We start from the raw sequence: 25,112 nt of genomic DNA on the forward strand, positions 1-25,112 counted from the left end.
ATGGTCGTGGCGCGCTGACTGATTAGCGCGGCGTGGTCAGTTCTACCAATCGGCGGAGGTCAGCCTCCAGCCGCCGAATATACTCGCCGTAGCCGGCGAAGTCGCCCGCCCGCAGCCGCTCGTGCGCCCGATCGTACTGCTCTTGGGCCGACCGGGCGAGCGCAGCGATGTCGCTCGAGACGGAGGGGGGCAGCCCGGTCGGCGTGGTCGGTCCGGCAGGCGGCGTGCCCGTGGGCCGCTGGCCGTCGAGCAGCCGTGCCAGCGCCTCCTCGAAGGTCGGCTCCATCACGATCCGGGTGGCGGTTGCCAGCACGACGCGCTTCAGCTCCGGAAGTTGGCTCCGCTCGGCTTGGAGGTAGATCGGCTCGACATAGAGCAGCGTCTGCTCGAGCGGAATGACGAGCAGATTGCCGCGCCCGACCCGTGTCCCCTGCTGGTTCCAGAGGGCGAACTGCGAGGAGATGACGGGGTCTTGGTTGATGCGCGCCCCGATTTGGGCCGGACCGAAGACGACCCGGTCTTTCGGGAAGCGGATCGCGACCAGCTTGCCGTACTGATCGCCGTCCGACCGCGCGGCGAGCCACGCGATCATGTTGTCGCGCCGGTTCGGCGTGTAGGGAAGGATCTGGACAAATTCCTCCCGCGTCTCCCCCGGAATGCGGAGGATGACATAGTACGGCTCCATCGGGGGAGTGCCGGCGCCGTAGACATCGGTCGGGATCGACCACTGGTCCTCGCGGTTGTAGAAGACCTGCGGGTCCGTCATGTGATAGGTCTGAAACATCGTCGCTTGGATCGTGAAGATCAGTTCGGGATAGCGCCGATGGGCGAGCAGATTCGCCGGCATCTCGCTCAGCGGCCGGATCATGCCCGGGAACACCCGCGACCAGGTCCGGATGATGGGGTCGTCTGGGTCGGCGAGGTAGAGGATGACCGAGCCGTCGTAGGCGTCGATTGTCGCCTTGACGCTGTTGCGGATGTAGCGGATCGTGCGATCGCCGCGGCGGTACGGCTCGGCATAGGGGAACTGGTCTGAGATCGTGTAGCCGTCGAGCATCCAGACGAGCCGTCCGTTATCGACGACGAGATACGGGTCGGGGTCGATGAGGAGAAACGGCGCGATCCGCGCCAGCCGCTCGCGGATGTTGCGGGCGAACAGGATCTGCGAATTCGGCCCGATGTACTGCGAGAGGACGATATTGCCATCGGCGAAACGCCAAGCGAAGAGCAGCCGCTTCCACGGCTGGTCGAGGCGGACGCCGCCGCTGCCGCGGAACTCGGTCGAGACGTTCTCCTCGCCGCGCGGGTAGTCGAACTCGAGGTCGGGCACGGTAGTGTTGACGATGACGTAGCCGTCGGTCCGCTCGCCGAAATAGATCGCCGGCCGCGTCAGCGGGATGTCGCCGACTGGCGGCACGTCGCGGATGAGAAAGCGCGGCAGCCCCTCGGGGGTCACCTCGTTGGCCGTGCTCATCGCGACGCCGTAGCCGTGGGTAAACTGCAGCCGCCGCGTCACCCAGTTTTGGGCGCGGTCGGGCAGGCGTGCCTGCACCAGTTCGCGCGCGCCGAGCATCACTTGGCGAAGCTGCCCGTTGATGACATAGCGGTCGACATCGATGTCGGGGAACTCGTAGTACAGCCGGATGCTCTGGATCTGGTTGTAGGTGTCGCGCAGGAAGCGATAGTCCCAGAGGCGCAAGTTGGCAAGCGTCTGACTGTTGCGCGCGACGTCGGCGGCGGTCAGCTCATCCCGCGGGGTAAAGGGGCGTTCCTCGATGGCGTCAAGGCCGAATGCCCGGCGCGTGAAAGCGATGTTCCGCTCAAGATAAGGCAGCTCGTTCGACAGTTCGCTCGGCTCGACGACGAAGCGCTGGACGGCAGCAGGCCACACCCCGAGCAGGATGACTGCCATCGTCACCCAGACCCCGGCGGCGACGGCAAGCGGCCAGAGAGCGCGGACCCAGAGATTAGCGAGCAGCGCAACCGCGCCGAGCGCCGTGATGCTGCCGAGGATCTCGAGCGCGGGCAGCCGGGCGTTGACATCGGTGTAGCCTGCTCCGTAGACCGCTCGGCCGGCAGAGAAAAGCACCTCGTAGCGGTCCAGCCAGTAGCCGCCCGCGACCAGCAGAAGGAGGAGAGCCGCCAAAACGGAGCCGTGCCCAATGACGGGACGGCTGCGCGCCGCGCGCAGCCCGTCGCCTGCTAGCAGGATGACATAGGTCACGACCACGGCGACAAGGGTCAGGAAGACGAGCGAGAGTGCGGTGCTGTGCGCGAGGCGGAGCAGTGGCAGCGTGAAGAAATAGAAACTGATGTCGTTGCCGAAGACGGGATCGGCGAGGCCGAAGCGCTCCGCGTTGAGGGCGAGCAGGATCGTCGCCCACTCGCTGCCGACGGCAAGCCCGATGATCAGCGCGACCGCGCCGGCGGCGAGGACGACCGCCCAGTTCGGCCCGGCGCCGGGTCCCACCCATTCCTCCCGCGGGATGTACGACGGCAGCCGCGGTCCGCCGATGCGGCGGGCGATGACGAGGTTGACAAGCACAAAGAGAAACGCGGCCGCCCCACTGGCGAAGGCGAGTGTCCAGCGCGCTGTCACTGCTGTCAGAAAGACGGCGCCGTAGCCGAGCGCGTCGAACCAGAGGAAATCGGCGACCTGGCCGCCGACGATAAGCAGCAGCAGGAACATCGCTGCGACAACAAGGGCAGCGATGCCGATGGCGCGGGCGCAGCCGCTCGGGCGCGTGCTTGGCAGCCGCGAGGGCATCCGCCCCGGGTTTGGCCAGCGCTCAAACGTCGTCATTGTCGGTCACGCTGTCGAGGGGGTCGGCGCGCCGAGCACGAGCGTGCCGCTCTCTTCACGGAGCGCTCGGCCAAGCGCGCCGGGCAACCGGCCGTCGGCGATGACGGCGCGTCCCGCTGCAAGCCCAGCCTCGACCTTCGGGATCATGCCGCTGGCGATCACGCCGGCATCGATCAGCGCGCGCGCCGTTACCGGGTCGAGAGCGGGAAGGAGCGACCCGTCCGCGCCGCGCACCCCCGCGACGTCGGTGAGAAAGATCAGCCGCTCGGCCTCGAGGGCGGCCGCGATCGCCCCGGCGGCAGTATCGGCGTTCAGGTTGTAGAGCGCGCCGTCGCGCCGGCCGAGCCCGATCGGCGCGACAACAGGCACAAGCCCGGCGTCAAGCAGCTGGCGCAGAATTGCGGGGCGGACCTCGGCGATGGCGCCGACGAAACCGAGCTCCGGGTCGGCCGGCTCGACGAGCAGCAGGCCGCCATCGGCGCCCGTCAGCCCCACGGCCGGAGCGCCGGCGCGCCCCAGTTCGGCGACGAGCTGGGTGTTGACGAGGCCGCCGAGGACGCCGAGCACCACCTCGAGGCTCATTGCGTCGGTGACGCGCAAGCCGCGGACGAAGCGTGTCGGCGCGCCGAGGCGGCGCAGCCACTCAGTGATCGCTTTGCCGCCGCCGTGGACGACGACGACGGGCAGACCGGCGCGGGCGAGCGCGGCGAGATCGGCAAGGGAGGTGTCGTGGTCGCCCAGCGTGCTGCCGCCAAGCTTGACGACAATCGGCCGCTGCGAATGGTCCGCCATCGGCACTCCTGCAGAATGGTTCACGTAATCCTACACGCTCGCGCACCGTCAAGCTGCAGCCGCTTGTCGAAACTTGCCCTGCCGAGTACAACCTAGTTCGATGCGCGTGCTGATCACGGGCGGAACGGGATTTCTCGGCCAGCAGATCGCCCGCGAGCTGATTGCGGCCGACGAGACGCCCGTGATTGCGGGACGCGCCCTCGACCGGCTTGACCCCGCGCTCGCCCGGGCGGTCGAGACGCGCTCCCTCGACCTGCGTGAGCACGAGGCGGTCGTCGCGGCGTGTGCCGGCGTCGAGGCGGTCGTCCACGCCGGCGCGCTCTCGGCGCCGTGGGGCCCGCCGCGCCTCTTCCGCGCCGTCAACATCGGCGGCACCGCATCTGTCATCGCCGGCTGCCGCCGTCATGGGGTCCGGCGGCTGGTCTATGTCTCGTCGCCGAGCGTTGTCTTCGACGGCCGCGATGTCGTGCGCGCCACTGAAGCGGCGCCCTTTCCCCGCCGCTTTCTCTCCGACTATGCGCTGACGAAGAAGATCGGCGAAGACCTCGTCCGTGAGGCAGCGGGCGACCTCGAGACGGTGATCGTGCGCCCGAAAGCGCTGTTCGGTCCGGGCGACACGGCGCTCCTTCCGCGCCTGATCGCGGCGGCGCGCCGGCGCCGGCTGCCCCTTATCGGCGATGGACGGAACCTCGTCGACCTGACCTACGTGGAGAATGCGGCGCAGGCTATCGTCCTCGCCCTGCGCTGCCCGCGCGCTGTCGGCCGGACGTACACGATCACGAATGGTGAGCCGGCGCTGCTCTGGGAGGTTATCCGCCGCGTGCTCGCTCACCTCGGCCTTCCCCCGCCCGGTCCGCGGCTGCCGCTGCGCGCAGCCCTTGTCCTCGCCCGCATTCTGGAGGCTGCTGCCGCGCGCAGCGGCCGCGAGCCGGCGCTCACCCGCTACACCGTTCTGCTGCTCGCTCGAACCCAGACCTACGACATCGCGGCGGCGCGCTGCGATCTCGGCTATCAGCCCCGGATCTCCCTCGAGGAGGGAATTGCCCGCACGCTGGCGGCGCTGCGGCAGGCGGCATGACCGCAGGTGCCTTCGACCTGCTCGACACCGGTTCCTGCCGTGCCTCCGAACATCACCCCGTGCGGGGCAGCGCGCGGCGCGCCCGTCGCTGCCGCGCCCTTGTCGGCCTGAACCGCCATCCGGAGCATGGGGTCGTTCTCTGGGAGGCGGGCTATGCGCCCCGCATTCTCGCCGTGACGGCGCGCTTTCCGTATCGGCGCTCCCGGCTCGCGACGCCGCTTCTGCTCGACGGGCGGCTGCCGCCGCTGCCGAGTTGGCCGCACGGGATCGCTGCGAGCGAGGTCCGGACGATCAGATCACATCGCTGGCCTCCCCGATCTTCCGGCGGCGCGGATCGTTGCCCCAGCCGGAGCATGGGAGGATGCCGCGGGCTGCGGCGGGGCGTGCTTCCGGCGCTGCTGCCGAGCCGGGCGCGGCGTCAGCCGATCGCGTGCTTCGAGGGCCCGACCCTGCCCGGCCTTGGCCCACCCTACACCCTGCTTGGCGACGGCAGGGTCCGGCTGGTCCGTCTCCCGGGCCACCGCCGCGGCCAGCTCGGCGCGCTGCTGCGCACCATCGATGGGCTGCTGTTGCTCGCCGCCGACGCCTGTTGGTATAGCTGCTCGCTGCGCGAGGAGCGGCTGCCGCACCCGACCACGAACCCGTTCGTCGACGATCGCGTGCTGTCCGCGCGCCGATCGGGGCGCGCTTCACTGCCCCCGGCCCGCTCTCCCGATCGTCCCGACACACTGCCCTGAAGCGTATCAGCGGCAGTTCGGCCGCTCGGCGTATCTCGAATGAGCCTCGCGCTCCAGTTCGTCCGCGCTCGGCTGCGCGGCGGCGGGCTTCTCCGCTTTCGGAACCGCCGAGCGCGGGCGATCGTCCGCTCGCCGTTCAGCACGCGCCTTCCTGCCGCGAGCGGTGGCGGGGTGCCGCGCTGCCGGGCGCGCCGGGGAATGAGCCGGCCGTTCTCTTGTTCGCCTTGGGGGGGCTTCCTATACTTCGCCGCGCTGCCTCCGCCCATCGTGGATCGAGGAGCGGCAATGCTGTGACCGCTTTCCGTTTCCGCCTTTCGTTTGACCGCGTGGGCTCTCTGCTCGCGGTGCTCGCCGCGATCCCGGCGGCGCTACCCTTGCTCAGCGCCAGCTATCTGCAGGTTCACGACGGCTTTGCCCATCTCTTTCGCCTCGTCGTCCTCGACAGCGCGATGAAGCAGGGGGTCTTCCTGCCGCGCTGGTCGCCCGAGCTCGTCTTTGGATTCGGCTATCCGATTTTCAACTTCTATAACCCGCTCGTCTCGTACGCTGCTCAGCTGTTTCACCTCCTCGGCTTCACCTATGCCGACTCCCTCCGGCTGCTCGTCGGGATCGGAGTGCTGGCAGCGGGCGGGCTGATGTACTGGTATCTCCGGCCGTGGGTGGGGACGTGGGCAGCGCTGTTCGGTGCTGCTGCCTACGTCTATGTTCCCTATCATCTGCTGAACATCTACGTGCGCGGTTCGTTCGCCGAGCAGCTTTGCTACCCGCTCTTTCCGCTGGCGCTCGGGCTGGCCGACCGCGCCTTTCGCGACGACGGCGCGGTGCGCCTGCGGCCTGCTGTCGGGCTGGCGCTCGTCGTCGCCGCGTTGCTGCTCGCGCACAACCCGTCCGTGCTCTTCTTCAGCGGCGTGCTCGTCGCCTCGATCGCGTGGCGCTGGCGGCCGCGCGGCCTCCGGTCGGCGCTGGCGTGGGCCGGCGGGCTGGCGGGGGTCTTCGCCGTTGCCCTGAGCCTGACCGCGTTCTTCTGGCTGCCGTTCCTCGCCGAGCTGCCGGACACCTGGATCGGGACGTTCCGCGGCGGCGTCGAAGATTTCTACCGTTCGCTTCAGCCGCCCGACCGCTTGGTGCAATGGGCGCTGCAGTATGACTACGACATCGTCTGGGACAGCTTTATCGCTGTCGGAACGGTCCAAGCGGCGCTGGCGCTGCTGGGCGCGCTGGCGGTGCCGTTCCTCCGGCCGGGAGCGCGCCAGCGCGCAGCCTTCGGCGTGGCGCTCGCCCTCGCCCTCGCCCTCTTGATGACGCCGGTGAGCGAGCCGTTCTGGCGCTCGCTGCCGATCGCCTCGCTGATGACGTTTCCTTGGCGGCTGCAGGGGGGAATGGGCCTTGCGACGGCAATCGCGGCGGCAGCGCTGCCGGCGGCGGCCGGCCGCTGGGCGCCCCTGCCGGCGCTTGGCCTTGGGGCGGCGATGGTCTGGGCGTCGCTCAGCAGCCTTACCCCGAATCCTCTCGCCCTCGACGACGCGATGGTCAGCCGGGCGAGCGCGACGCGCCTCGACGTGAGCGGCGCCCTCACGGGCACAACCAGCCCGCCTCAGTTCGTTCCGCGCTGGGTGGACGGCCCGGTCCAGAAGTTCGCCGTCCCAGCGGACGCGCCGACGCAGGCTCCTGCGGCTCGTCTCGCGGCGGCTGAGGCGCTCTCCTTCGACGGTTGGCGCTATCGGCTGCGGCTGAACATCGTCGAACCGGGACCGCTTCGGCTGCGCACCTTTTACTTCCCCGGCTGGCAGGCGACAGTGGACGGCGCGCCGGTCGCTGTCGAGCCGTCTGGGCCGGCGGGCGAGATCGCGCTCGAACTGCCAGCGGGCTGGCACGAGGTGACCATCGCCTTCGGGGAGACCCCGCCGCGGCGGCTTGGGGAGATCGTCTCGGCCGCCAGCCTGATCTTGCTGCTGCTCGCGGGCGCGCTGATGCTGCGAAGCCGGGGGGGCCGCCTTGCCGCGCGCGGGGCGCTCGCCGCGGTGCTGGCGCTTGCGCTGCTGCCCCGCGCGCCCGCCGCCGAGGCGCTGACCCGCACCGACATTGCCTTCGGTTCGTCCTTGCGCTTGCTCGGCTGGAAGGCAGATTACGCCGACCTCGATCGGCGCGGCGTCGTCCGGCTGGATCTGCTCTGGCTGACGGCGGAGCCGGTCGGCCGCGAGATCCGCACCCGCCTGCGGCTGCTCGACCCGGCTGGTCAGGCGGTTACGGTCCAAGATCGGCTGCCGGTCTATGGGGCGGCGCCGTCCTCGCGCTGGCTCGGCGCGACGATTGTGGCCGACAGCTACGACCTTCCCCTGCCCGACCGCCTGCCGGCTGGGAGCTATCGGCTCGAGGTCGCCGTGCGGCCGGATGGCGAAACCGAGTGGCTCGGCGCCCCTGCCATTGTTGGCGACCTGACTGTTCCCCGCTCGCCGCGCCTCCCGCCGCCGAGTTCGCCGGCGACTGTCACCGACTATCGATTTGGCGGGCTGGCGGTACTGCGCGGCTTCGACCTTGCCGGCGCGCGCGGCGGACGCATTCCCACCGTCACCGCCGGCGGCAGCCTCCGGGTCACGCTCCATTGGACAGCGCTCGCCCCGATCGATCGGGACTATTCGACCTTTCTCCACCTCTCGGACGACGCGTACCGGCCGGTCGCCCAGCAGGATAGCTTCGGCGGCTTCGACCTGCGCTTCACTTCGATCTGGGAGGTTGGCCGGCCGGTGCGCGATCAGTACGACCTTGTCGTGCCCCGTTCGACGCCGCCCGGCCGCTACTGGCTGCGGGCCGGGCTGTTTGATCGCGACGACCACGCGCGCCTTCCTGCCACGACCGCTGATGGCCGTCCGCTCGACTCGGCGACGCCGCTCACCCCGATCCTTGTCACTCCTGCCAGCCCGCTTCCTGCGCCGAGCTCCCCAGCGAGCGGTGATTGGCAGGGGGTCGGGCGGCTTCTCGGCTATGACCTTCCGGGAGCGAGCGCGGCGGCGGCGGCGGATTGCGCGGCGCTCGGCGCGGCCTGCGAGGAGGCGGTCGTGCTGCATTGGGAAGCGACCGGCCGGCCGGCGGATGATCTCGCCGTCTTCCTGCATGTTCGTGACGCGAGCGGCCGGGTCGTGCTTCAGGCAGATGGCCCGCCGCGGCTCGGGCGCTATCCCACCAGTGTCTGGTCGCCCGGCGACCGGCTGCTCGACCCGCGGCCGCTGCCGGGCCTGCGGCGGCTGCCGGCGGGCCGCTATCAGATCGTGGTCGGCTGGTACCGCCCGAGCGATGGCGGGCGTCTCCCGGTCGGCGAGGGCGACGCCGTGACCATCGGCGACTACGTCGTCCGGTGACGTTTCCCCTTCGGCCGACGCTCGCCGCGCTGCTGCTTGTGGCAGCGGCGCTGCGCTTCCTTGACCTTCAGACGGCACCGCCAGGCTTCTGGTACGACGAAGGGCTGAACGGCCGCTTTGCACGCGACATTCTCGCCGGCGATCTCCGGCTGTTCTACGGCGATCGCGAAGGACTGTTCTTCTATCTCCTCGCCGGCGCAACGGTGCTCTTCGGCGAATCGATCTTCGCGCTGCGCTGGCTGACGGCGGCGGTCGGCGTGCTGACCGTGGCGGCGCTCTTTGCCCTCGGTCGGCGGCTGCTCGGGACGCCGGCCGGCCTGATCGCGGCGGCCGGTCTTGCAGTCTCGGTGTGGCATTTCGGCGTCAACCGCTTCGCCGAGCGCGTCAATCTGCTGCCCCTTGCTGAGATCGTCACCGTCTCCTGTCTCTGGCGAGCGCTCTACCCGAAGAAGGGCGAGAACAGCCGACTCTTCGCTGTGCTGGCCGGGCTTGCTGGCGGCTTGACGCTCTACACCTATCTCGCCTCGCGCCTCTTCCCGTTCGTGCTCGGCGGCTTTCTCCTCTGGCAGCTCGTCTTCGACCGGCGGACGCTGCGCGAGCGATGGCTGGTTTGGCCGACCGTCGCGCTGGTGGCGGCGCTGGTCTTCCTGCCGCTCGGGCTGCACTACCTCCGCTTTCCGAACGACTTCATTCTCCGCCCCAGTCAGGTCTGGCCGTACGGCGGGCTGGACGGCGGGGCGCTTCTTGGCGAGCTGGCGCGGCAGTTCGGGGTCACCCTCATGATGTTCCCCGCAGCGGGCGATGCGAACTGGCGGCACAATCTCGCCGGCCGGCCGGCCTTCGACGCGGTCGCCGCTGTCGCCCTCGGGGTGGGGCTGCTGCGGGTCGTGGCCCGCCCGCGGCGCGCCTCGACGGCGCTGGTGGCGATCTGGTTCGTCGTCATGCTGCTGCCGAGCGTGCTGGCGAGCGACAACCCGCATTTCCTGCGCAGCTTCGGCGCGATCCCCTCGGCTTGGCTGCTTGCCGCCCACGGCGCGGTCTGGAGTGCTGCCTTGGCCGCCGTCACCGGCATCGGCTGGCGGCTGCCAGCCGCAGGCGGCGTGATCTGGTTTCTCGTTGTGGCGGGGCTCGCGGTCCGGACGTACTTCGTCGAGTGGCGTGTTCACCCCGAGGTCCTCGCCGCGTTTGAAGCGGAGATCCCGGCGGGCGCAGCGGCGATCAATCGTCTCCCGGCTGACCTCCCTGTCTACGGCTCGGCGTGGATCCGGCCCCATCCGGCGGTCGAGTATCTGCTTGAGCGAGGGCGCGCGGTCCGCTGGTTCTCCGGCGTTGACGGGCTGGCCCTGCCGGGCAACCGCGAGGCGGCGGTGGCGCTCTTCGGTCCGGCCGAGGTCGCAGAGACGATCCTGCAGCTGCTCGGGGCGCGTTTGGAGACCGCCGCGGTCGCGGGCGCGGACGGCGCGCCGCGCTTCCGGCTGTACCGTGTGCCGCCGCTCGCTCCGCTGCCCGCGCGCGCTGACTTCGGCGGGGTGCTGGTCCTCGAGGATGCCGCATGGGAGGTGGCCCGTGATGGGGCAGGGCTGCCGGTCGCGGAGCCGGGAACGAGCGTGCCGGTGACGCTGCGCTTTCGGGTACTCGCGCCGCCGGGCCGGCCGGACCTCGCCTTCTCGCTCCGGCTGACGGAGGGCGGGCGGACGCTCTTCCAAGACGACTCCTCGCCCTATTTCAGCGCTCTCTGGCAGCCGGGCGAACTGATCTTCGCTCACTACGCGATCGAGATCCCGTCAGACGCCGCGCCGGGCGTTCGGACTGTCGACCTCGCAGTCTACGAGCGGGACGGCCGGCTGCTCGAGGCGCACGGACCGGCCGGCGAGCGGCTGGGCGACCGGGTCATCATCGGTCGGCTCAAGACACGTTCGCGGGAGCCGCTGCCGACTGGCCCGCCCGCGGCGCTCTTCGATGATCGGGTCGCCCTCCGGTCGGCAGCGTTTGAGCCGGAGCCGTGTCCGGCGCGGGTTTGTCCCGGCACGCTCCGCCTTCTCTGGGAAGCGCGCGCTCCGCTGCATGATGACCTCGCGGTATTTGTCCATCTTGCGGGACCGGATGACCGGCCGCTCGCGCAAGCCGATGGTCCGCCGGCAGGCGGTCGCTTCCCAACCTCCGCGTGGGCGCCGGGCGAGGCGATCGCCGAGACACGCCGGCTCGAGCCGCCTGCCGATCTCCCTGCTGGACCGCTGCGGCTCCTCGTCGGACTCTATGACCCGCGGAGCGGCGTGCGGCTCGCCTTGCCTGACGGCCGGACCGCATTCGAGCTGCCGCTCGCGCCCTGAGCGCCGCCAGCCAGTGTCTTGGTCTTCGTCGGGCGACCGCGCGTAGGCGCCCGCCGAGCCAGCCGAGGGCGACGAACTGCCGTCAAGGACGCGGGGGTCGCCTGCCGGGACGCGAGGGACGATGAGCGACCGGTGCTGCAGCTTCGAGCGCCGAGTTCTATCGCCGCGGGGCTGATCGACTGGGGCGTGCCGAAGGCACTGGTCGAGGCGACGGCGGGCCAAGGAGAGGGCGGCCAAGAGCCCGGTCGCCATCCGGCGGGCAAAAGAGGTGCTGAACCGGATCGAGTTCATGGACCGACAGTCCGGCTACGAACTGGAGCAGGCGTACACGGGGGCTGATGGGGTTCGAGGATGCGAACGAGGCAGCGCGGGCGGTCCTCGAGCGTCGGCCGCCCATGTTCACGGGACGCTGAGCGCGGCGCGCCAGTCGGCGGGGTCGAGGGCGTTGCGCCGGCAGATGCGGGCGTAGAGCAGCGCCGAGGGTTTAGGCGTCCGCTTGCCGGTCGCGAAATCGACGTGGACAAGGCCGAAGCGCATCCGCAGCCCCTCGGCCCATTCGAAGTTGTCGAACGCGGTCCAGTGGAGGTACCCGCGGACGTCGGCCCCGCGGCGGATCGCGGCGTGGACAGCGCGGAGATGGTCGACAATGAAGCGCGGCCGGAGGGTGTCGCCCTCTTCGGCGACACCGTTCTCGGTGATCACGATCGGCAGCCGATACGGCTTGAGGGCGAGCAGCAGGTCGCGCAATCCGCGCGGATACACCTCCCACCCGAAGAGGGTCTTGGGCCCCCGCCGGCCGGGGAGGTGTTCGGCAAAGAGGGAGCGGGGCCGAGCGGGCGCGAACCGCACCTCGCTGCGGGTGTAATAGTTGATGCCGATGAAGTCGAGCGCGGCCGGCCGACGCGGGGGGAGGAGCGCCCGCGCCGCCATCCGCGCTGGAGCGGGGTCGTCGAGGCCGGCGAGGATAGCGTGATTGAGCAGCCGGTCGTGCAGCCACGCCATCAGCCGGTCTGCCGGGCGCGAGGAGAAGGGCGTGTAGGCTGCGACGTGATGGCTGAGACCGACCATCGCCTCCGGCTGAAGGCGGTGAATGAGGGCATAGGCGCGCCGGTGGGCTGTCAGCAGATGACGGATGACGCGGGCGGCGCTGCGCAGACTGTGATCGCCGGGCGGATGAATCCCTTCGACGTAGCCGAGATTGGCGTAGACCCCTGGCTCATTGACAGTGATCCACCAGCGGACAAGGTCGCGATACGTGGCGACGACCGTCTCGACGAAGTGGAGGAAGTCGTCGACTTGGTCGACGCGCCAGCTGCCGCGCTGCTCGAACCAGCGCGGATTAGTGAAATGGTGGAGGGTGACGAAGGGTTCAATCTGGTGCTCGCGGAGGCATTCGAGCACGCGCCGGTAGTGATCGAGCGCAGCGCGGTCGACCTCTCCCGGCGCGGGCACAACGCGGCTCCATTCGATCGAGAGGCGGTGGGCGCTATGGCCGAGCTCGGCGAGGAGAGCGAAATCCTCCTCGAAGCGGGTCCACTGGTCGACGCCGGGATGAGAGCGCGTCCCGTCGCGGATGCGGCCCGGCTGCTGCTCCCAATCCCACCAGTTGTTGGCGAAGTTGTGCCCCTCGACCTGATGGGCGGCAGTGGCGGCGCCCCAAAGAAACCCCTCGGGAAAAGCGAGCCGGCGCGGAACGCTCATCCTTTGTGCGCGAGCTCCGCCTCGCGGGCGCGAATGTCGTCGGCAATGGCGGGGAGGACGCTCACCCGGATCACGTTCGGCGGGTAGGGCAGCCCACGGTTGAAGAACCACTCCCGCAGGTAGACGCGCTCGAGGCCGTTGCGGGCGAGGTAGTAGGCGACGGAGCCGTCGTCGTCAACGTGCTCGCGAATGCCACGGAGCAAGGCGATCCGGAGCTTGTGCTGGCCGGGCGAGAGCCGCGTGTTGTTGCCGACGATGTCGGCAATGTACTGGCGCAGGCCGTGGATCTCAAGCCACCGCTCGATGATCGGGCGGCCGATGGCGTTGCGCGCGGTGACGATAATCGGGGTGCGGAACTCGCTCACCGCCTCCAGTCCATCGCGGGCATCGGGCAGCGGACGCCGGCCGAAATATTTCAGGGTCTCGAGCCCGTAGCGCAGCAGGTGGAGACCGCGTATTCGGTCCACCTCGCGCTCGCTGATCTCGGGGGGGAGCGGCTGCGTCCGTAGCGAGCGGCTGATCGCGACATTGAACCCGAGCGGCGGTCGGCAGATGACGCCGTCGAGGTCGAAGGCGATCTCCGGTTTTGCACCGTCTGGCTGGGGCACCTCGTCTCCTGCTGCGGAGGACGGCGCCAGCCGCCCTCCGCAGGAGTCTAGCACGAGGCCGGCGCTACTTTCGGCCGAGCGCCTCGCGCCGGATCGAGTCGTCGATATGCCGGTCGATGTCGATGGGCTTGGAGATGACGCCGAGCTGATAGGCGAGAGCGGCGATGTCGCGCCACTGCTCGGCGGAGACGGCGAGCAGGCCGTTCTTCTCAACCATCGGACCCTCGAGCGATTCGATCTCGACCCGCAGCATAGCGGCCTGATGGGCGCGATCTTCGCCGGGCGCATAACGCATGACGATATCGAGCGCCGCGTCGGGGTTTTGGCGGATCCATTCGGTTGCGGCAAGGGTGGCCCGCATGAAGCGGACGAGGAGCGATCGCTGCCGCTCCACGCTGTCGCGCGTGGCGATGTAGGTCAGGCCGATCGTCGGCACGCCGTACTCCTCCGGCGTGATCAGCCGCACCTCTTGACCGAGCGAGCGCAGCACGTAGGGCTCGTTTGAGCGGAAGACGGGGAGGACATCGACGCGGCCGGTGAGCAGGATGCGCGGGTCGAAGCCGACGTTCACTTCCTGGATCTTGGAGCGGTCGACGCCGGCAGCTCGGATCATCGCGAGATATTCCGCGCTCGGCATCCCCTTGTAGCCGACGACCTTGCCTTCGAAGTCTTTCGCTGTGCGGATCGGCGACTCGGCACGGACGGCAAATGCCTGATCGCTGCGCTGGCCGAAGACAGCGAACGCGACGAGCGGCAGACCGGATTCGGCGGCCAAGGTGATGACATTCATGCCGGCTGCGGTCGTGACCTGAACCACCCCGGCGGTCAGCAGGCGGACATGCTCGCCTTGGCCGGCGCTGTGCTGAATCTCGACCTCGAGGTTCTGCTCGCGGAAATACCCGCGGTCTTTGGCGACATAGGCGGCAACGAACGGCATGTTCGCTTGCGGCTTGTAGCCCGCCATGAAGACCATCCGGTCAGGAGGAGCAGGCGGGGGTGGGACATTGCCTGCTGTCGGGGCGGCCGGCGCGCAGGCGACGGCAATGAGGACGAGCAGCGCGGGCAAGATCCGAAACATGGGTCACCTCCGGACGACATAGGAGTGTGAGAACGCCTCACGAGTGCCAAGAGCAAGAAGGCGGTCGACAATCTGCCGCGGAAGAGCGGCGAGATCGTCGGGGAGATCGAGGTCGAACGCGAACGCGGGGTCGGAGTGAACGGCGAGGAGAGCGCCGGCGGCAGCGGCGGCCTGCCGATGGGCGGCGAAGCTGCCCGGACCGAACGCGGGCGACAGGAGCGTCGGCGGGGTGAGCAGCAGCGCATTCGTTCCATCGTGCCGTCGGTCTGGCGCGATAACGACATGGGGTACGTCGGCGATGGGCGCACGCCGTTCCACTAGCTGCGCGATAGCGGCTGGAGAGAGAAACGGGAGGTCTGCCGGCACGACGAGGACGGCGTCGGCGTTGCGGGCGGCGGCGACCCCGGCGGCGACAGCCGCGTTCAGCCCGAGGGTAGGGTCGGGGATGGTGAGAACGGCGGGATGCGCGACAGGCTCGCCGACGACGACAAGGCGGTCGATCGGAGAGGCGCTGAGGAGGACATCAAGGGTATGACGGAAGAGGCCGCGGGCGAGCGCTTCGCGGTCCGCCGGGCTGAGCACCCCGGCAAGGCGCGACTTGGCGCTGGGAAAGGGCTTGACCGGCACGACGGCGACGATCATCGCAGCGCTCCCAACACTGCCCGCGCGAGCTGCGCGCGTTCCTGGGGGCCGCGCATGATCGTGTTGGTGACCAGAACCCGCAGCCCGAGCGCCTCGACCGCCGGGGCGAGAGAGGCGTCGAGGGTGTCGAGGACGAAGAGGTCGACGAGGTCGCGATAGAGACGGGCAACGCCGAGCGCGCTCGGTTCGTGGCCGAGGGTGACGAGCATTTTGTCGGCCGGCCCCTTCAGGGCGCGTCCGCCGACAATCGGGCTGATCGCGACCTTGGTCGCTGGCGAGGCGGCAATCGCCTCACGCATTCCCGGAACGGCGAGGATTGTGCCGATGCTGACGAAGGGGTTGCTCGGCGCGATGATGAGGGCGTGTGCGCTTGCGATCGCCTCGCGCACAGCAGGAGTAGGGCGCGCTGTCTCCGCGCCGGCGTAGCGCAGGCCGAGCACGTCGTCTTGCTGGCCGCGGGTGACGAAATACTCTTGAAAGGCGAGCTCACCGGCCGGCGTCTGGACGATCGTCCGCACGGGCTCGTCCGCCATGGGGAGAATGCGGGCGCGGACGCCGAGGCGCTCGGCGAGCAGCGCCGTGACCTCGGTGAGCGTTTTGCCGGCGTGCAGGAGGCTGGTCCGGAACAGATGCGTCGCGAGGTCGCGGTCGCCAAGCCGGAAGGTAGTCTGCTCGCCGAGCGCTGCCAGCGCGTCGAGGACGATTGTGGTATCGCCGGCAATCCCCCAGCCGCGCTCGGGGTCAACGCGGCCGGAGAGCGTATAGAGAACGGTGTCGATATCCGGCGAGATCGCGAGGCCGTACAGGGTGAGGTCATCCCCGGTGTTGACGATAGCGACAACCTGTTCCGGGGGAACGACGGCGGTAAGACCGGCGAGGAACCGAGCAGCGCCGACGCCGCCCGCCAGCGTCACGTACACGCAATCTACTCCGTGTGCTTGGCACGCCAAGCGACTCGATGTGATGTCAGGCGGCTCCCCCAGCAGCGCTATCGTTCCGAGCGCTGCTCGAGTGCCAGAGCCATCACCCGGGCGGTTGACGGAAAGCGAGCCGGGTACTCGGCTCGCCACGCACACGCGGGGCGGCGAAGACGTATTCGGTTGCCCGGGAGTGTAGCGCGAAGGCGGGGAAGTCGTCTACTGCTGGCGGTGAGCGGCCTCCGGTGGCTCGCCCATTTGGGCTACTATGCGGACGATGTCCCCGCGCCTGCCGTGAGTTTCGCCCTGCGAGGGAGCGCATGACTGAACTGACCCTGCCCGAGGTGGTCGCGAAGACCGACCCGGGCCGCTCCAGAGGCCACAACGAGGATTACGTTGGCCATCGGGTCGAACGCCGCGAGAATGGCACGTTTCTTGCGGTGTTCGTCGTCTGCGATGGGATGGGCGGGCATCCCGCGGGAGAAGTCGCCGCCGCAATCGGCGCGACAACGATCCTCGAAGCGGCGTTTCGTCTTGACGCCGCTCCGCCGCGCGATCGCTTGCGCCACGCCGTGCTTGCGGCGAATGCCGCGATCCTGCAGGAGGGAGGGCGCGACCCTGCGAAGCGAGGGATGGGGGCGACCTGTGTCGCCGCGCTGCTTGCGGGTGAACGGCTTGTCATCGCCCATGCAGGGGACTGCCGCGGCTATCTCGTCAGCCCGACAGCAATCCGGCGGCTGACTGCCGACCACAGCTGGGTGGGCGAGCAGGTGCGTGCCGGGCTGCTGACCGAGTGGCAGGCGCAGGCGAGCCCCTATCGGAGCGTGGTGACGCGCGCGCTCGGTCTGGACCCCTTGCTTGAGCCGGAGGTGCGCGAGGAACGGCTCGGCAGGGAAGAAGTGCTGCTGCTCTGTTCCGACGGCTTGTGGGATGTCGTCAACGACGATGAAATGCAAGCGGTTATCGCCGCCGCTCCCTCGCTCTCTGCTGCCGCGGACCGTCTTATCGATCTCGCCAACGAGCGCGGCGGTCCGGACAACATCAGCGTTCTGCTCGCTCGTCAGGGGGCGGCGAGCGCCTAGCCGCTTCCGCGGCTGAGAGGAAGGTCGCTACTATTCGGGGCGCGGAGGGCTCGTGGGACGCACGCTCGTGTTGATCGGGGGGATCATCCTGCTGATTGGGTGCTCCTGCAGTTCACTCGGCGCTGCTGGCTACTATGTGGCCAATCAGCATATGGTCGACAGTCTTCTCCAGTCGCTTCCTCCCCCGACCCCCGAGCCGACCCGGCCCTTGCCCTCGAATGTCAGCCGAACACCGACGGCGACCCCGTCTCCGCTGCCTTCCCCAACGATGCCGGCCGGCGCGAACCGTTCTGCCGATGCCCAGCGAGGGGTTTTCCGTGAGCAGTGGGCTATCGCGGCGACGGCAAGCAGCGAATTTGCGAGCCCGCAGTTCTCGGCGCTCCAAGCCACCGGGCCGCCGAACACGCCGCGCTGTGGCGATTTTGAGACAGCGTGGGCGAGCGCGAAGAAGAACCCGATCGAATGGCTGGAGGTCCGGTTCGCGGTGCCAGTCCGGGCAACAGGGGTTGTCATCTATCAGACCTTCAAGCCCGGGCGGGTGGTCCAAGTCGATCTGCGTGAGCCGAACGGGACACTCCACACGGTCTTTAAGGGCAAGGACCCGACGACAACCTGTCCCGGCCAGTTTGCGCCACAGTTTCCGCCAACCAGCTTTCTGGTCAATGCGGTCCGCATTTATGTCGAAGAGCCCCCCGAGCCGGACGCCTATGCTGAGATCGACGCTGTCCAGCTGCTCGGCTACGAGCCGACCTAGGCGGCCAAGGGCAGTTGTCGCTATAGCCAGCGCTCGTGACGCTCCTCCTCGTTCTTGATTGCAGCGGAGCTGTTGCAATCGTCTCCCGAGAGGAGTAGCCGAGCAGCGCGATCGCTAGGCTGTCATGGCGAAGTCCGCCGCAGGCGGGCCGCGGCAATCCCGAGCGCGGTGAGAGGGCGCTGTTGCTGAAGGGTGCGCCCTCGTGATCGATCGGGGTTGCTTCGCCTGCTTCGCAGGCTCGCAACGGCTTTCCGTGCGAACCCTCCTCTCACTCCGCATCCTCCCAGTCTCCGCTGAGCCGGAGAGGTGCACCTCGTGTTCGTCATTGCGAGCCCGCGCCTCGGGTCGTCCTGCGAGGCATTCGGACGGGTTGCACGGGAAAGCGCTTATGTTCGTCATTGCGAGCCAGCGTGCGTTTGCTCCGGCGGATTCCCGCCAGTTGCACGGGAAAGCGCTTATTCGTCATTGCGAGGGCATGCGGATATGATAGCAAGCTGCGTGCCAAAACCAGTTGCACGGGAAAGCGCTTATTCGTCATTGCGAGGCCCGCCGCAGGCGGGCCGTGGCAATCCCGAGCAAGGCCGTGATCGATCGGGGTTGCTTCGCCTGCTTCGCAGGCTCGCAACGACGTTAGGGGGGGGAAGCGAGGATGACCGGCTCGCCTCGAGGAAGTTGCTTCGCCTGCTTCGCAGGCTCGCAACGACGTTAAGAGGCTGTACCCGCCTGTCTGCTGCCAGCCTGCTTCGCAAGCTCGCAATACCGTTCTGATCGAACTGCGCGGTCCGGTGACGGGTCGGGCCGTCCGAGGAGGCGAACAGCTACTCGCAATGACGTCCTGAGCGAACCACTCAGCTGCGAAGAATGGAACCGGCGAACGGTTTCCCGGCAGGCTGGCAGCGCTGCTCCGGGCAACCGGCCGGTCGCCGCCTCCTTTGGCGCGCTGACCGTGACGGAGCGCAACACCAAGCCGTTGCGGGAGAGGGAAGCGCGTTGTCGAGGAGCAGCAGGTCCGTACCCCGGACGCCACGTTGTTCGCGAGGCGTCTTGTCGTCCCGGCGCATGCTTCGCTGTCCCCTCTCGCTCAGGCGGCAGGCATCACCCTCGTGCGCTGCTCTCGTCCGCTGACGACTGCGCGATGGGGCCGTACGGGAGCATGAACAGCGTCGGCTCCGGCGGAAACGCCACTCTGAGCTGGGAGGCGGCCATTACGGCAGCGGTCCTGCTCGGTACGCAATCTCCCTCCGAGGAGAGCGCCATTTGCTGACGCGCGAGCGCCCTCGCGTACATCGGCGGCTTCTCCTCTGGTGAGGCGGGCGCGGGCCTAACGCCCCGCGAACGCCCCACGGGGGCGGACTGGCAGCCCGCCACGAGCGAGGAAGGAGGGCGCTGTATCGCTCGTGCTTTCCCGCCTTGCCCGGCCTCGCCCAGGCGCTGGCCGGCGCCGAGCGATCTGCAGCGGGGCGCTCCTCAGCGTAGAGGCGCCGCTGCACGGCTGGCAGGCGGAGACGGTACGGTCTCGCCAGCGCAGGAAGCCGTCTGCCTGCGGCTCGGTGACTATCGTGCTGCGCCGGGCGCGCATGGAGCGAAACAACTCGGTCGCTCTGCTACTCTTGGCAAAGGTAGGATTGCGTCCGACCATGGGATGGTCTCGGGTGAGGGTGGGGATGCAGCGCAGCCGGCTAAGGGGTGACCGATGACCCCGAACGGGGCGTGCCCGACATGCGGAGGGCCGGTCGCGCCCGGAGGCGGCGTCTGCGGTCGCTGCGGCGATCGTCTTGCGTGGAGCTGTCTGCGCTGCGGGATCGCATACCCCTCGTCTCCTCGCTTCTGTCCCGATTGTGGGCGAGCCTTCGGCGCACCTGACTCGCATGGCGAACGACGGCTCCTCACCATCCTGTTCGCCGATATCGAAGGATTTGTTGCCGCAACTGCGGGGCTTGACCCTGAAGCGGTCGCCGAGCTCACGAACCGCTATTTCGCCCGAGTGGCGGAAGCGGTCGATCGATTTGGCGGCACAATCGCCACCTCCATGGGGGATGCCGTGATGGCGCTGTTCGGCGCCCCGACGGCCCACGAGGATGATGCCGAGCGCGCAATCCATGCTGCCCTCGCAATTCAAGACCGTCTCCGCGAGATGCGCGAGACCGCGGTCGGCGACCGGCGCATTGCCCTGCGCAGCCGGATCGGCATTGCAACCGGCGAAGCGCTGTATGGGGCGGTCGGCCTTCCCGGCCACGCCGTGATGACGGCGCTCGGAGAGACGGTTGCCCTCGCCGCTCGGCTTGAGCGCGTCGCGCCGGCGGGCGGCGTGCTCGTCTCGGAAGCGACCTATCGCCTCACCACGCATCGCTTCGCCTTTCTCCCGCCGTCGCAAATACAGCTCGCCGGGTTCGCTGCTCCGATCACTGCCTATCTAGTTCGCGGCGAAGTCGGCGCTGCAGCTAGCGGCGGAGGGGCGGCGGGCAGCGGCGGCTCGTTCGTGGGGCGGAGGCGGGAGCTTGCGAGAGCGCGGCACGCACTCCGCAGCGCTCGGCGCGGAAAGACAACCGCGCTTGAGATCCTCGGGGAGGCAGGGATCGGCAAAAGCCGTTTTGTCGCGGAGCTGATCGCCGCTGCCGGGGAGGCGACGGTCATCTCCGGGCAGAGCTCGCCGTACGATCAGGCAGCCCCATTCGGCCTCGTCCGCGGTCTTGTCCGCAAGTTGCTGTCGCCGGAGACCCCGTTCCCCGCGGAGATCGATGGAGATGAGCGCGAGGTGCTGGCTGCGCTGCGCGAAGAAAGCGCGGTGCCGCAGCCGGTCTTGGAGCGCCCGATGGACGAAACGGCGCAGACCGCCGGCGCAGCGTTGGCCAAGCTGCTGGGGCGCCCGGCGCCCTCGCTCGTTGTTCTCATCGCTGAGGACCTGCAGTGGGCTGACCAGCTATCGCTCCTTGCGCTGCGTTCGCTCGTGGAACGGGTGCCCGATGCTCAGCTGCTCCTTGTCCTCGTCTCCCGCTCAGGCACCCTTGATACCAGCACGTGGTCGCCGCGAACGCGATGGCGCCGGCTTCTGCTCGACTCCCTCGATCGGGCGGCGTCGCGCACCCTCCTGCTCCATCTCGTGGGCGATGGTGTGCTCAGCGGCGAACTCGAACGGACTATTCTTGACCGAGCGGCCGGCAATCCCCTCTTCGTAAGAGAATTTGTCCGGGCGGTGACCGAGGGCGGCACCCGCGGCGGTCTCTCCGCAGGTCATCGACCCCATGATCTCCTCCCCAGCGATCTGATCCCCCTGTCGCTGCGCGGGATGATCGCCGCGCAAATCGACCGGCTGGCCGACGCCGACCGCTTGCGCCTGCGTCAAGCCGCGGTGTTGGGCGATTGCTTCGACGGGGCATTGCTTGCCGCCGTCACCGGCGAGGAGGGGAGGCTGGAGGAGCACTTGGAACGGCTTGTCGCCAGCGGGCTCCTCTCGCGGGAGCCGGACCGCCCCGGCTGGTTTGCCTTCAAGCGCCCCGTAGTTCGGGACGTCGCCTACGGGATGCTTCCTCTCGCCCTGCGGCGGAGACTGCATCGAGCGGCAGCGACCGCGCTTCAGAAAAGCGGACCGCCAAGCGACCGGCTCGGCGAGCTGCTGTTTCACCTAGAGCGTGACGAGCAGTGGGAACTGGCGGCGGCAGCGGCGTGCCGAGCGGCGGAGGCTGCCCAGCGGCGGCACGCACCCCGTGAGGCGATCGCTCTCTACGGCCGAGCGCTCGCCGTGCTGGAACGGTGTCGCGGTGAGGCAGCGCCGAGGCAGGGCGAATCAGGGGGCGGGTCGCCTCTCCCCGGGCACGACACCGCCGAAATGGCGCGCATTCGTCTTGCCCGTGCTGAGGTGGCAGCTCTTGTCGGCGACTACAGCGAGGCGATCGCGGATCTCGATGCCGCCTTCGTCTTGGCGCGGCGCGACCGCCCGCTGCGAGCCGCTCTCTATGGCCAGCTCGGCGAGGTGCGCGAACGCCTCGGCCGCTATCCTGAGGCCCTCGAGGCGCTCAACGCTGGGCTTGCCGAACTGGACCCCACCGACCATCCTGAGACGCGGGCTCGTCTCCTCTCTTCGATCAGCTTCATCTCCTATTTGCAAGGCGACCGCGAGCGTGCAGCAAGCTTGGCTGCCGAAGCGCTGCGCCGAGGAGGCGCGGGCGGCGACCACCGTCAGAGCTCGCGCGACTATCTCGCCCTCAGTCGCGCCGACACTGTCAGCGAGGAGCCGGAAGCAGCGGCTGACCTCGCTCGCCTCCAGCATGCGCTGGAGGAGGCGATCGTCGCGGGCGATGAGACCGCAGCGGCACAGCTAGAGTCGCGTCTTGGCAGCACGTACGCCCGGCGGCGCGACCTGCACCGCAGCGCCGACTATCTCCGGCGCGGCGCAGACCGCTGGGAGCGGCTCGGAGATCTCGCGGCGGCGGCGGGCGTGCTCCTCAATTTAGCGGTCGTTCAAGAGCATGCCGGCGACCTCGCGGCAGCGGCCGCAAGCGCGCGCCGCGGGCAGGAGCTCTTTGAGCGCGCGGGCGACCGCTGCGGCCAAGCGCAGGCGATGGCGCGGCTCGGCGTGATTGCAGGCGCGCGGGCTGCGGTCGGCGAGGGAATAGCGCTGCTCGAGGGCGCGCTCGAGCTTGTTACCAGCATCGAGGCCCGAACGCACTATCCCGAATACTATCGGCGGCTTGCCGAGCTCACCCGTGCCGCTGCGCTGCCAGACCGGATGTCAGAAGCAGCCCAGGCCGCCTTGGAGTGGGCGCGGCAGATCGGCAACCGCTACGAAGAAGCGCACGCTCAGCGGCTGCTCGGGCTGGCTGCTGCTCGAGCCGATCGTCAGCAGGAGGCGACCACGCTGCTGCAGGCCAGCCTCGCCCTCTTCGAGAAGATGGGCGCTCCGAGAGAGGCCGAACAGGTGCGCCGCGATCTCGCCGCGCTTCACCCGTCGGTCTGAACTGCTACCGCCCCGCCACGCCGTCAATGGGTGTGACCGTGCTCCTGCTGGCGCTGAAGGGCGCGGTAGATCTTCTCGGCGGTTAGCGGCAGGTCGACAATGCGCACGCCGACCGCATCCTCCACCGCGTTGGCGATCGCGGCCGCGGTCGGCACATTGGGGGTCTCGCCGATCGCCTTGGCAGCAAAGGGACCAGGTCCGAGCGGCGCGGGCAGGAGAACGATCTCTAGGTTGGGGATATCGCCCATAGCTGGCATCTTGTATTCAGCGAGGCTTTGGGTCGTGACATACCCGTCGACGACCGGCAGCTCCTCCATGAGGGCGTAGCCGAGCCCTTGGATGACGCCGCCGGCGATTTGCCCTTCATGGCCGAGGGGATTGATCACTTGGCCGGTGTCGTGCGCTGAGACGATGCGGAGCACTTCGACCTTGCCGGTCTCGCGGTCGACCCGCACCTCGGCAACTTGAGCGCAGAACCCGGTGACGTGGGGCGCCCCTGCGGCGTCGTAGGTCTCTTCCACCTCCACAGGCCCGATGAGCGCGAAGGGGTCGGCAAGGCAGCCGTCCGGCTGGCGGAGAGAGCCGCTTTCCCACTGCAGGTGGTCGGCGGGGAGGCCGAGGGCAGCGGCGGCACGGCGGCAGATCGTTTCGCGGAGCGCTGTCGCCGCCGCGAGCGATGCCTGCCCATACACATGAGTGACTCGGCTGCCGCCGACACCGAAGTCGAACGGGAAAGCGAGCGTGTGGCTTGTCTCGATGCGCACTGCCGCCGGCGGAACGCCGAGCGCTTCGGCGGCGACCTGCTGCATGACGGTGTGGGAGCCGGTGCCGGTGTCGGGCGCGCCGGTCCGCAGGTAGAACCCGCGCTCATCGAGGCCGGCCTGGATTGTGCAGGTGCCGGCACCGGCGCCATGCTCGGCAATGGCAATCCCCCGTCCGACATTCTCGGGAAGGGGCGTGCCCCAGCCGGCGGCCCGGGCAGCGGCTTCGAGGGTCTCCACCGCGCGCACCTGCTCCCACCGCTCGCCTGCCGGGGTCATCTCTCCGTCTCGGATCAGGTTCCGGCGGCGAAATTCGACCGGATCCATCTCGATCGCGCGCGCGAGCGCATCGATGTGGCTCTCGAGAGCAAACACGGCTTGGGGAAGCCCCGGCGCGCGCATGTGCCCCGCGGGGAAGGTGTTGGTGTAGACGATCAGCGCCTCGATGGAGACGTTCTCCATCCGATACGCTCCGCCGAGCCGGCTGTTGCCCATCAGCTCAAGGGTCGGCGACGGCTTAAACGCGCCGTAGGCACCGCTGTCGAAGATGGCGCGCACTTGGTGGGCAACGATCGTCCCGTCGCGTTTTACGCCGGTCTTCATCGTGATCTGCGCAGCGTGACGGCTCGCTGCGGCGGTCAGCTCTTCGACGTAGCTCATCACCATGCGAACGGGACGCCCGCAGGCTTTGGAGAGGTAGTAGGCGACCGGGGCATCCATCACCGAGCCTTTTCCCCCAAAATCGCCGCCAAGCGTCGTGACATGGATCTTCAGCCATTCTTTCGGGATGCCGAGCGCCTTTGCGAGCTGCTCCTGCGCTTGAAACGGCGTCTTGTTGGTCAGCCACACTTCTGCTGTCCCGTCGGGCGCTGTCGAGACGAGGCATGCGTGCGGTTCGAGATAGCCCTGATGCTGGCGGGGAACGGTGTAGCGACGCTGGATGATGACGTCGGCGCGGCGAAATCCTTCGTCAATGTCGCCATAGGCATAGACCCGCCGAGAGAGCACATTTGGCTGGGCAGGGGGGGGGCCGGGAAAGCCATCGTAGCTTGCGAGGTCGGGATGAAGAACCGGCGCCCCAGGGGCGAGCGCGTCACGAGGGGTGAGCACTGCCGGAAGCTCCTCGTACTCGACCACGATCGCCTGGGCGGCGGCTTCGGCAGTCGCGCGGTCTTCGGCGGCGACGGCAGCGACACGCTCGCCGACGAAGCGGACGGTATCGACTGCTAAGATCGGGAGGTCGCGCAGCCGGCGTCCCACGCGACCGGGGGGAATGTCTTTGCCCGTGATCACGGCCAGCACCCCGGGCATCGCGCGTGCTGCCGAGGTGTCGATCGAGACAATCCGCGCATGCGGGAGGGTGCTCCGAACGACGGCACCCCAAGCGGTGTTCGGCAAGCGGATGTCGGCGGTGTAGAGCGCCCGTCCGGTCACCTTCAGCGGGCCTGCCACTTGGCCGACCGGTTGACCAACCGTTTTGAGCTCCATCGTGCGTTCCTCGGAGTGGGGTGGGAAGATT

At 68.9% G+C, this 25,112-nt stretch carries 15 protein-coding genes; 7 read left to right on the forward strand and 8 right to left on the reverse strand.

Annotated elements, in window-relative coordinates:
- Window positions 1-22: 22 nt before the first annotated feature.
- Both NZ773_06870 and argB read right to left on the reverse strand, forming a co-directional pair.
- Window positions 23-2,803 (reverse strand): UPF0182 family protein, encoded by a 2,781-nt coding sequence (locus NZ773_06870; protein ID MCS6801646.1) that lies wholly within the window; start codon window positions 2,801-2,803, stop codon window positions 23-25.
- 6 nt (window positions 2,804-2,809) lie between these two features.
- Window positions 2,810-3,595: an acetylglutamate kinase gene (gene argB / locus NZ773_06875; GenBank protein MCS6801647.1), complete on the reverse strand. Its 786-nt coding sequence runs from the start codon at window positions 3,593-3,595 to the stop codon at window positions 2,810-2,812.
- 100 nt (window positions 3,596-3,695) lie between these two features.
- Between argB and NZ773_06880 the strand changes: the two genes are divergently transcribed.
- From NZ773_06880 to NZ773_06895, 4 genes are all read left to right on the forward strand, one after another.
- Window positions 3,696-4,673, forward strand: a complete 978-nt coding sequence (locus NZ773_06880; GenBank protein MCS6801648.1) for an NAD-dependent epimerase/dehydratase family protein — start codon at window positions 3,696-3,698, stop codon at window positions 4,671-4,673.
- Complete coding sequence (locus NZ773_06885) at window positions 4,670-5,410, forward strand: hypothetical protein (protein MCS6801649.1); 741 nt, start codon at window positions 4,670-4,672, stop codon at window positions 5,408-5,410. Before NZ773_06880 ends, NZ773_06885 begins: the two co-directional genes overlap by 4 nt.
- Window positions 5,411-5,700: 290 nt before the next feature.
- Complete coding sequence (locus tag NZ773_06890; protein MCS6801650.1) at window positions 5,701-8,766, forward strand: hypothetical protein; 3,066 nt, start codon at window positions 5,701-5,703, stop codon at window positions 8,764-8,766.
- Window positions 8,763-11,096 carry a glycosyltransferase family 39 protein gene (locus tag NZ773_06895; GenBank protein MCS6801651.1) on the forward strand — a complete coding sequence of 778 codons (2,334 nt, stop codon included), beginning with the start codon at window positions 8,763-8,765 and terminating at the stop codon, window positions 11,094-11,096. Before NZ773_06890 ends, NZ773_06895 begins: the two co-directional genes overlap by 4 nt.
- A gap of 399 nt (window positions 11,097-11,495) precedes the next feature.
- Here NZ773_06895 and NZ773_06900 read toward each other — a convergent pair whose 3' ends face one another.
- From NZ773_06900 to cofD, 5 genes are all read right to left on the reverse strand, one after another.
- Window positions 11,496-12,797: a glycoside hydrolase family 1 protein gene (locus NZ773_06900; protein MCS6801652.1), complete on the reverse strand. Its 1,302-nt coding sequence runs from the start codon at window positions 12,795-12,797 to the stop codon at window positions 11,496-11,498.
- Entirely contained in the window at window positions 12,794-13,405 is a 612-nt protein-coding gene (locus tag NZ773_06905) for a hypothetical protein (protein ID MCS6801653.1), read from the reverse strand. The genes NZ773_06900 and NZ773_06905 overlap by 4 nt, the downstream gene beginning before the upstream one ends.
- 64 nt (window positions 13,406-13,469) lie before the next feature.
- Window positions 13,470-14,483, reverse strand: coding sequence for an ABC transporter substrate-binding protein (locus NZ773_06910; GenBank protein ID MCS6801654.1), 1,014 nt, complete (start codon window positions 14,481-14,483; stop codon window positions 13,470-13,472).
- Between the two features lie 3 nt (window positions 14,484-14,486).
- A complete protein-coding gene (cofC, locus tag NZ773_06915) occupies window positions 14,487-15,125 on the reverse strand; it encodes a 2-phospho-L-lactate guanylyltransferase (GenBank protein MCS6801655.1) in 639 nt (212 codons plus the stop codon).
- Window positions 15,122-16,045, reverse strand: coding sequence for a 2-phospho-L-lactate transferase (cofD, locus tag NZ773_06920; GenBank protein ID MCS6801656.1), 924 nt, complete (start codon window positions 16,043-16,045; stop codon window positions 15,122-15,124). The genes cofC and cofD overlap by 4 nt, the downstream gene beginning before the upstream one ends.
- A gap of 317 nt (window positions 16,046-16,362) precedes the next feature.
- Between cofD and NZ773_06925 the strand changes: the two genes are divergently transcribed.
- The 3 genes from NZ773_06925 to NZ773_06935 all read left to right on the forward strand — a co-directional run bounded on the left by NZ773_06925 (window position 16,363) and on the right by NZ773_06935 (window position 22,832).
- Complete coding sequence (locus NZ773_06925; protein ID MCS6801657.1) at window positions 16,363-17,124, forward strand: protein phosphatase 2C domain-containing protein; 762 nt, start codon at window positions 16,363-16,365, stop codon at window positions 17,122-17,124.
- Window positions 17,125-17,176: 52 nt separating this feature from the next.
- The gene (locus NZ773_06930; GenBank protein MCS6801658.1) at window positions 17,177-17,878 is read left to right on the forward strand and encodes a discoidin domain-containing protein; all 702 of its coding nucleotides are present in this window, start codon (window positions 17,177-17,179) and stop codon (window positions 17,876-17,878) included.
- Between the two features lie 1,693 nt (window positions 17,879-19,571).
- On the forward strand, window positions 19,572-22,832 hold the full coding sequence (locus NZ773_06935; protein ID MCS6801659.1) for an AAA family ATPase: 3,261 nt from the start codon (window positions 19,572-19,574) through the stop codon (window positions 22,830-22,832).
- Window positions 22,833-22,855: 23 nt separating this feature from the next.
- Here NZ773_06935 and NZ773_06940 read toward each other — a convergent pair whose 3' ends face one another.
- Window positions 22,856-25,081 carry a xanthine dehydrogenase family protein molybdopterin-binding subunit gene (locus NZ773_06940; GenBank protein MCS6801660.1) on the reverse strand — a complete coding sequence of 742 codons (2,226 nt, stop codon included), beginning with the start codon at window positions 25,079-25,081 and terminating at the stop codon, window positions 22,856-22,858.
- Between the last annotated feature and the right edge of the window lie 31 nt (window positions 25,082-25,112).

Source organism: Dehalococcoidia bacterium (assembly GCA_025054935.1).
Taxonomy (GTDB): Bacteria; Chloroflexota; Dehalococcoidia; order SpSt-223; family SpSt-223; genus JANWZD01.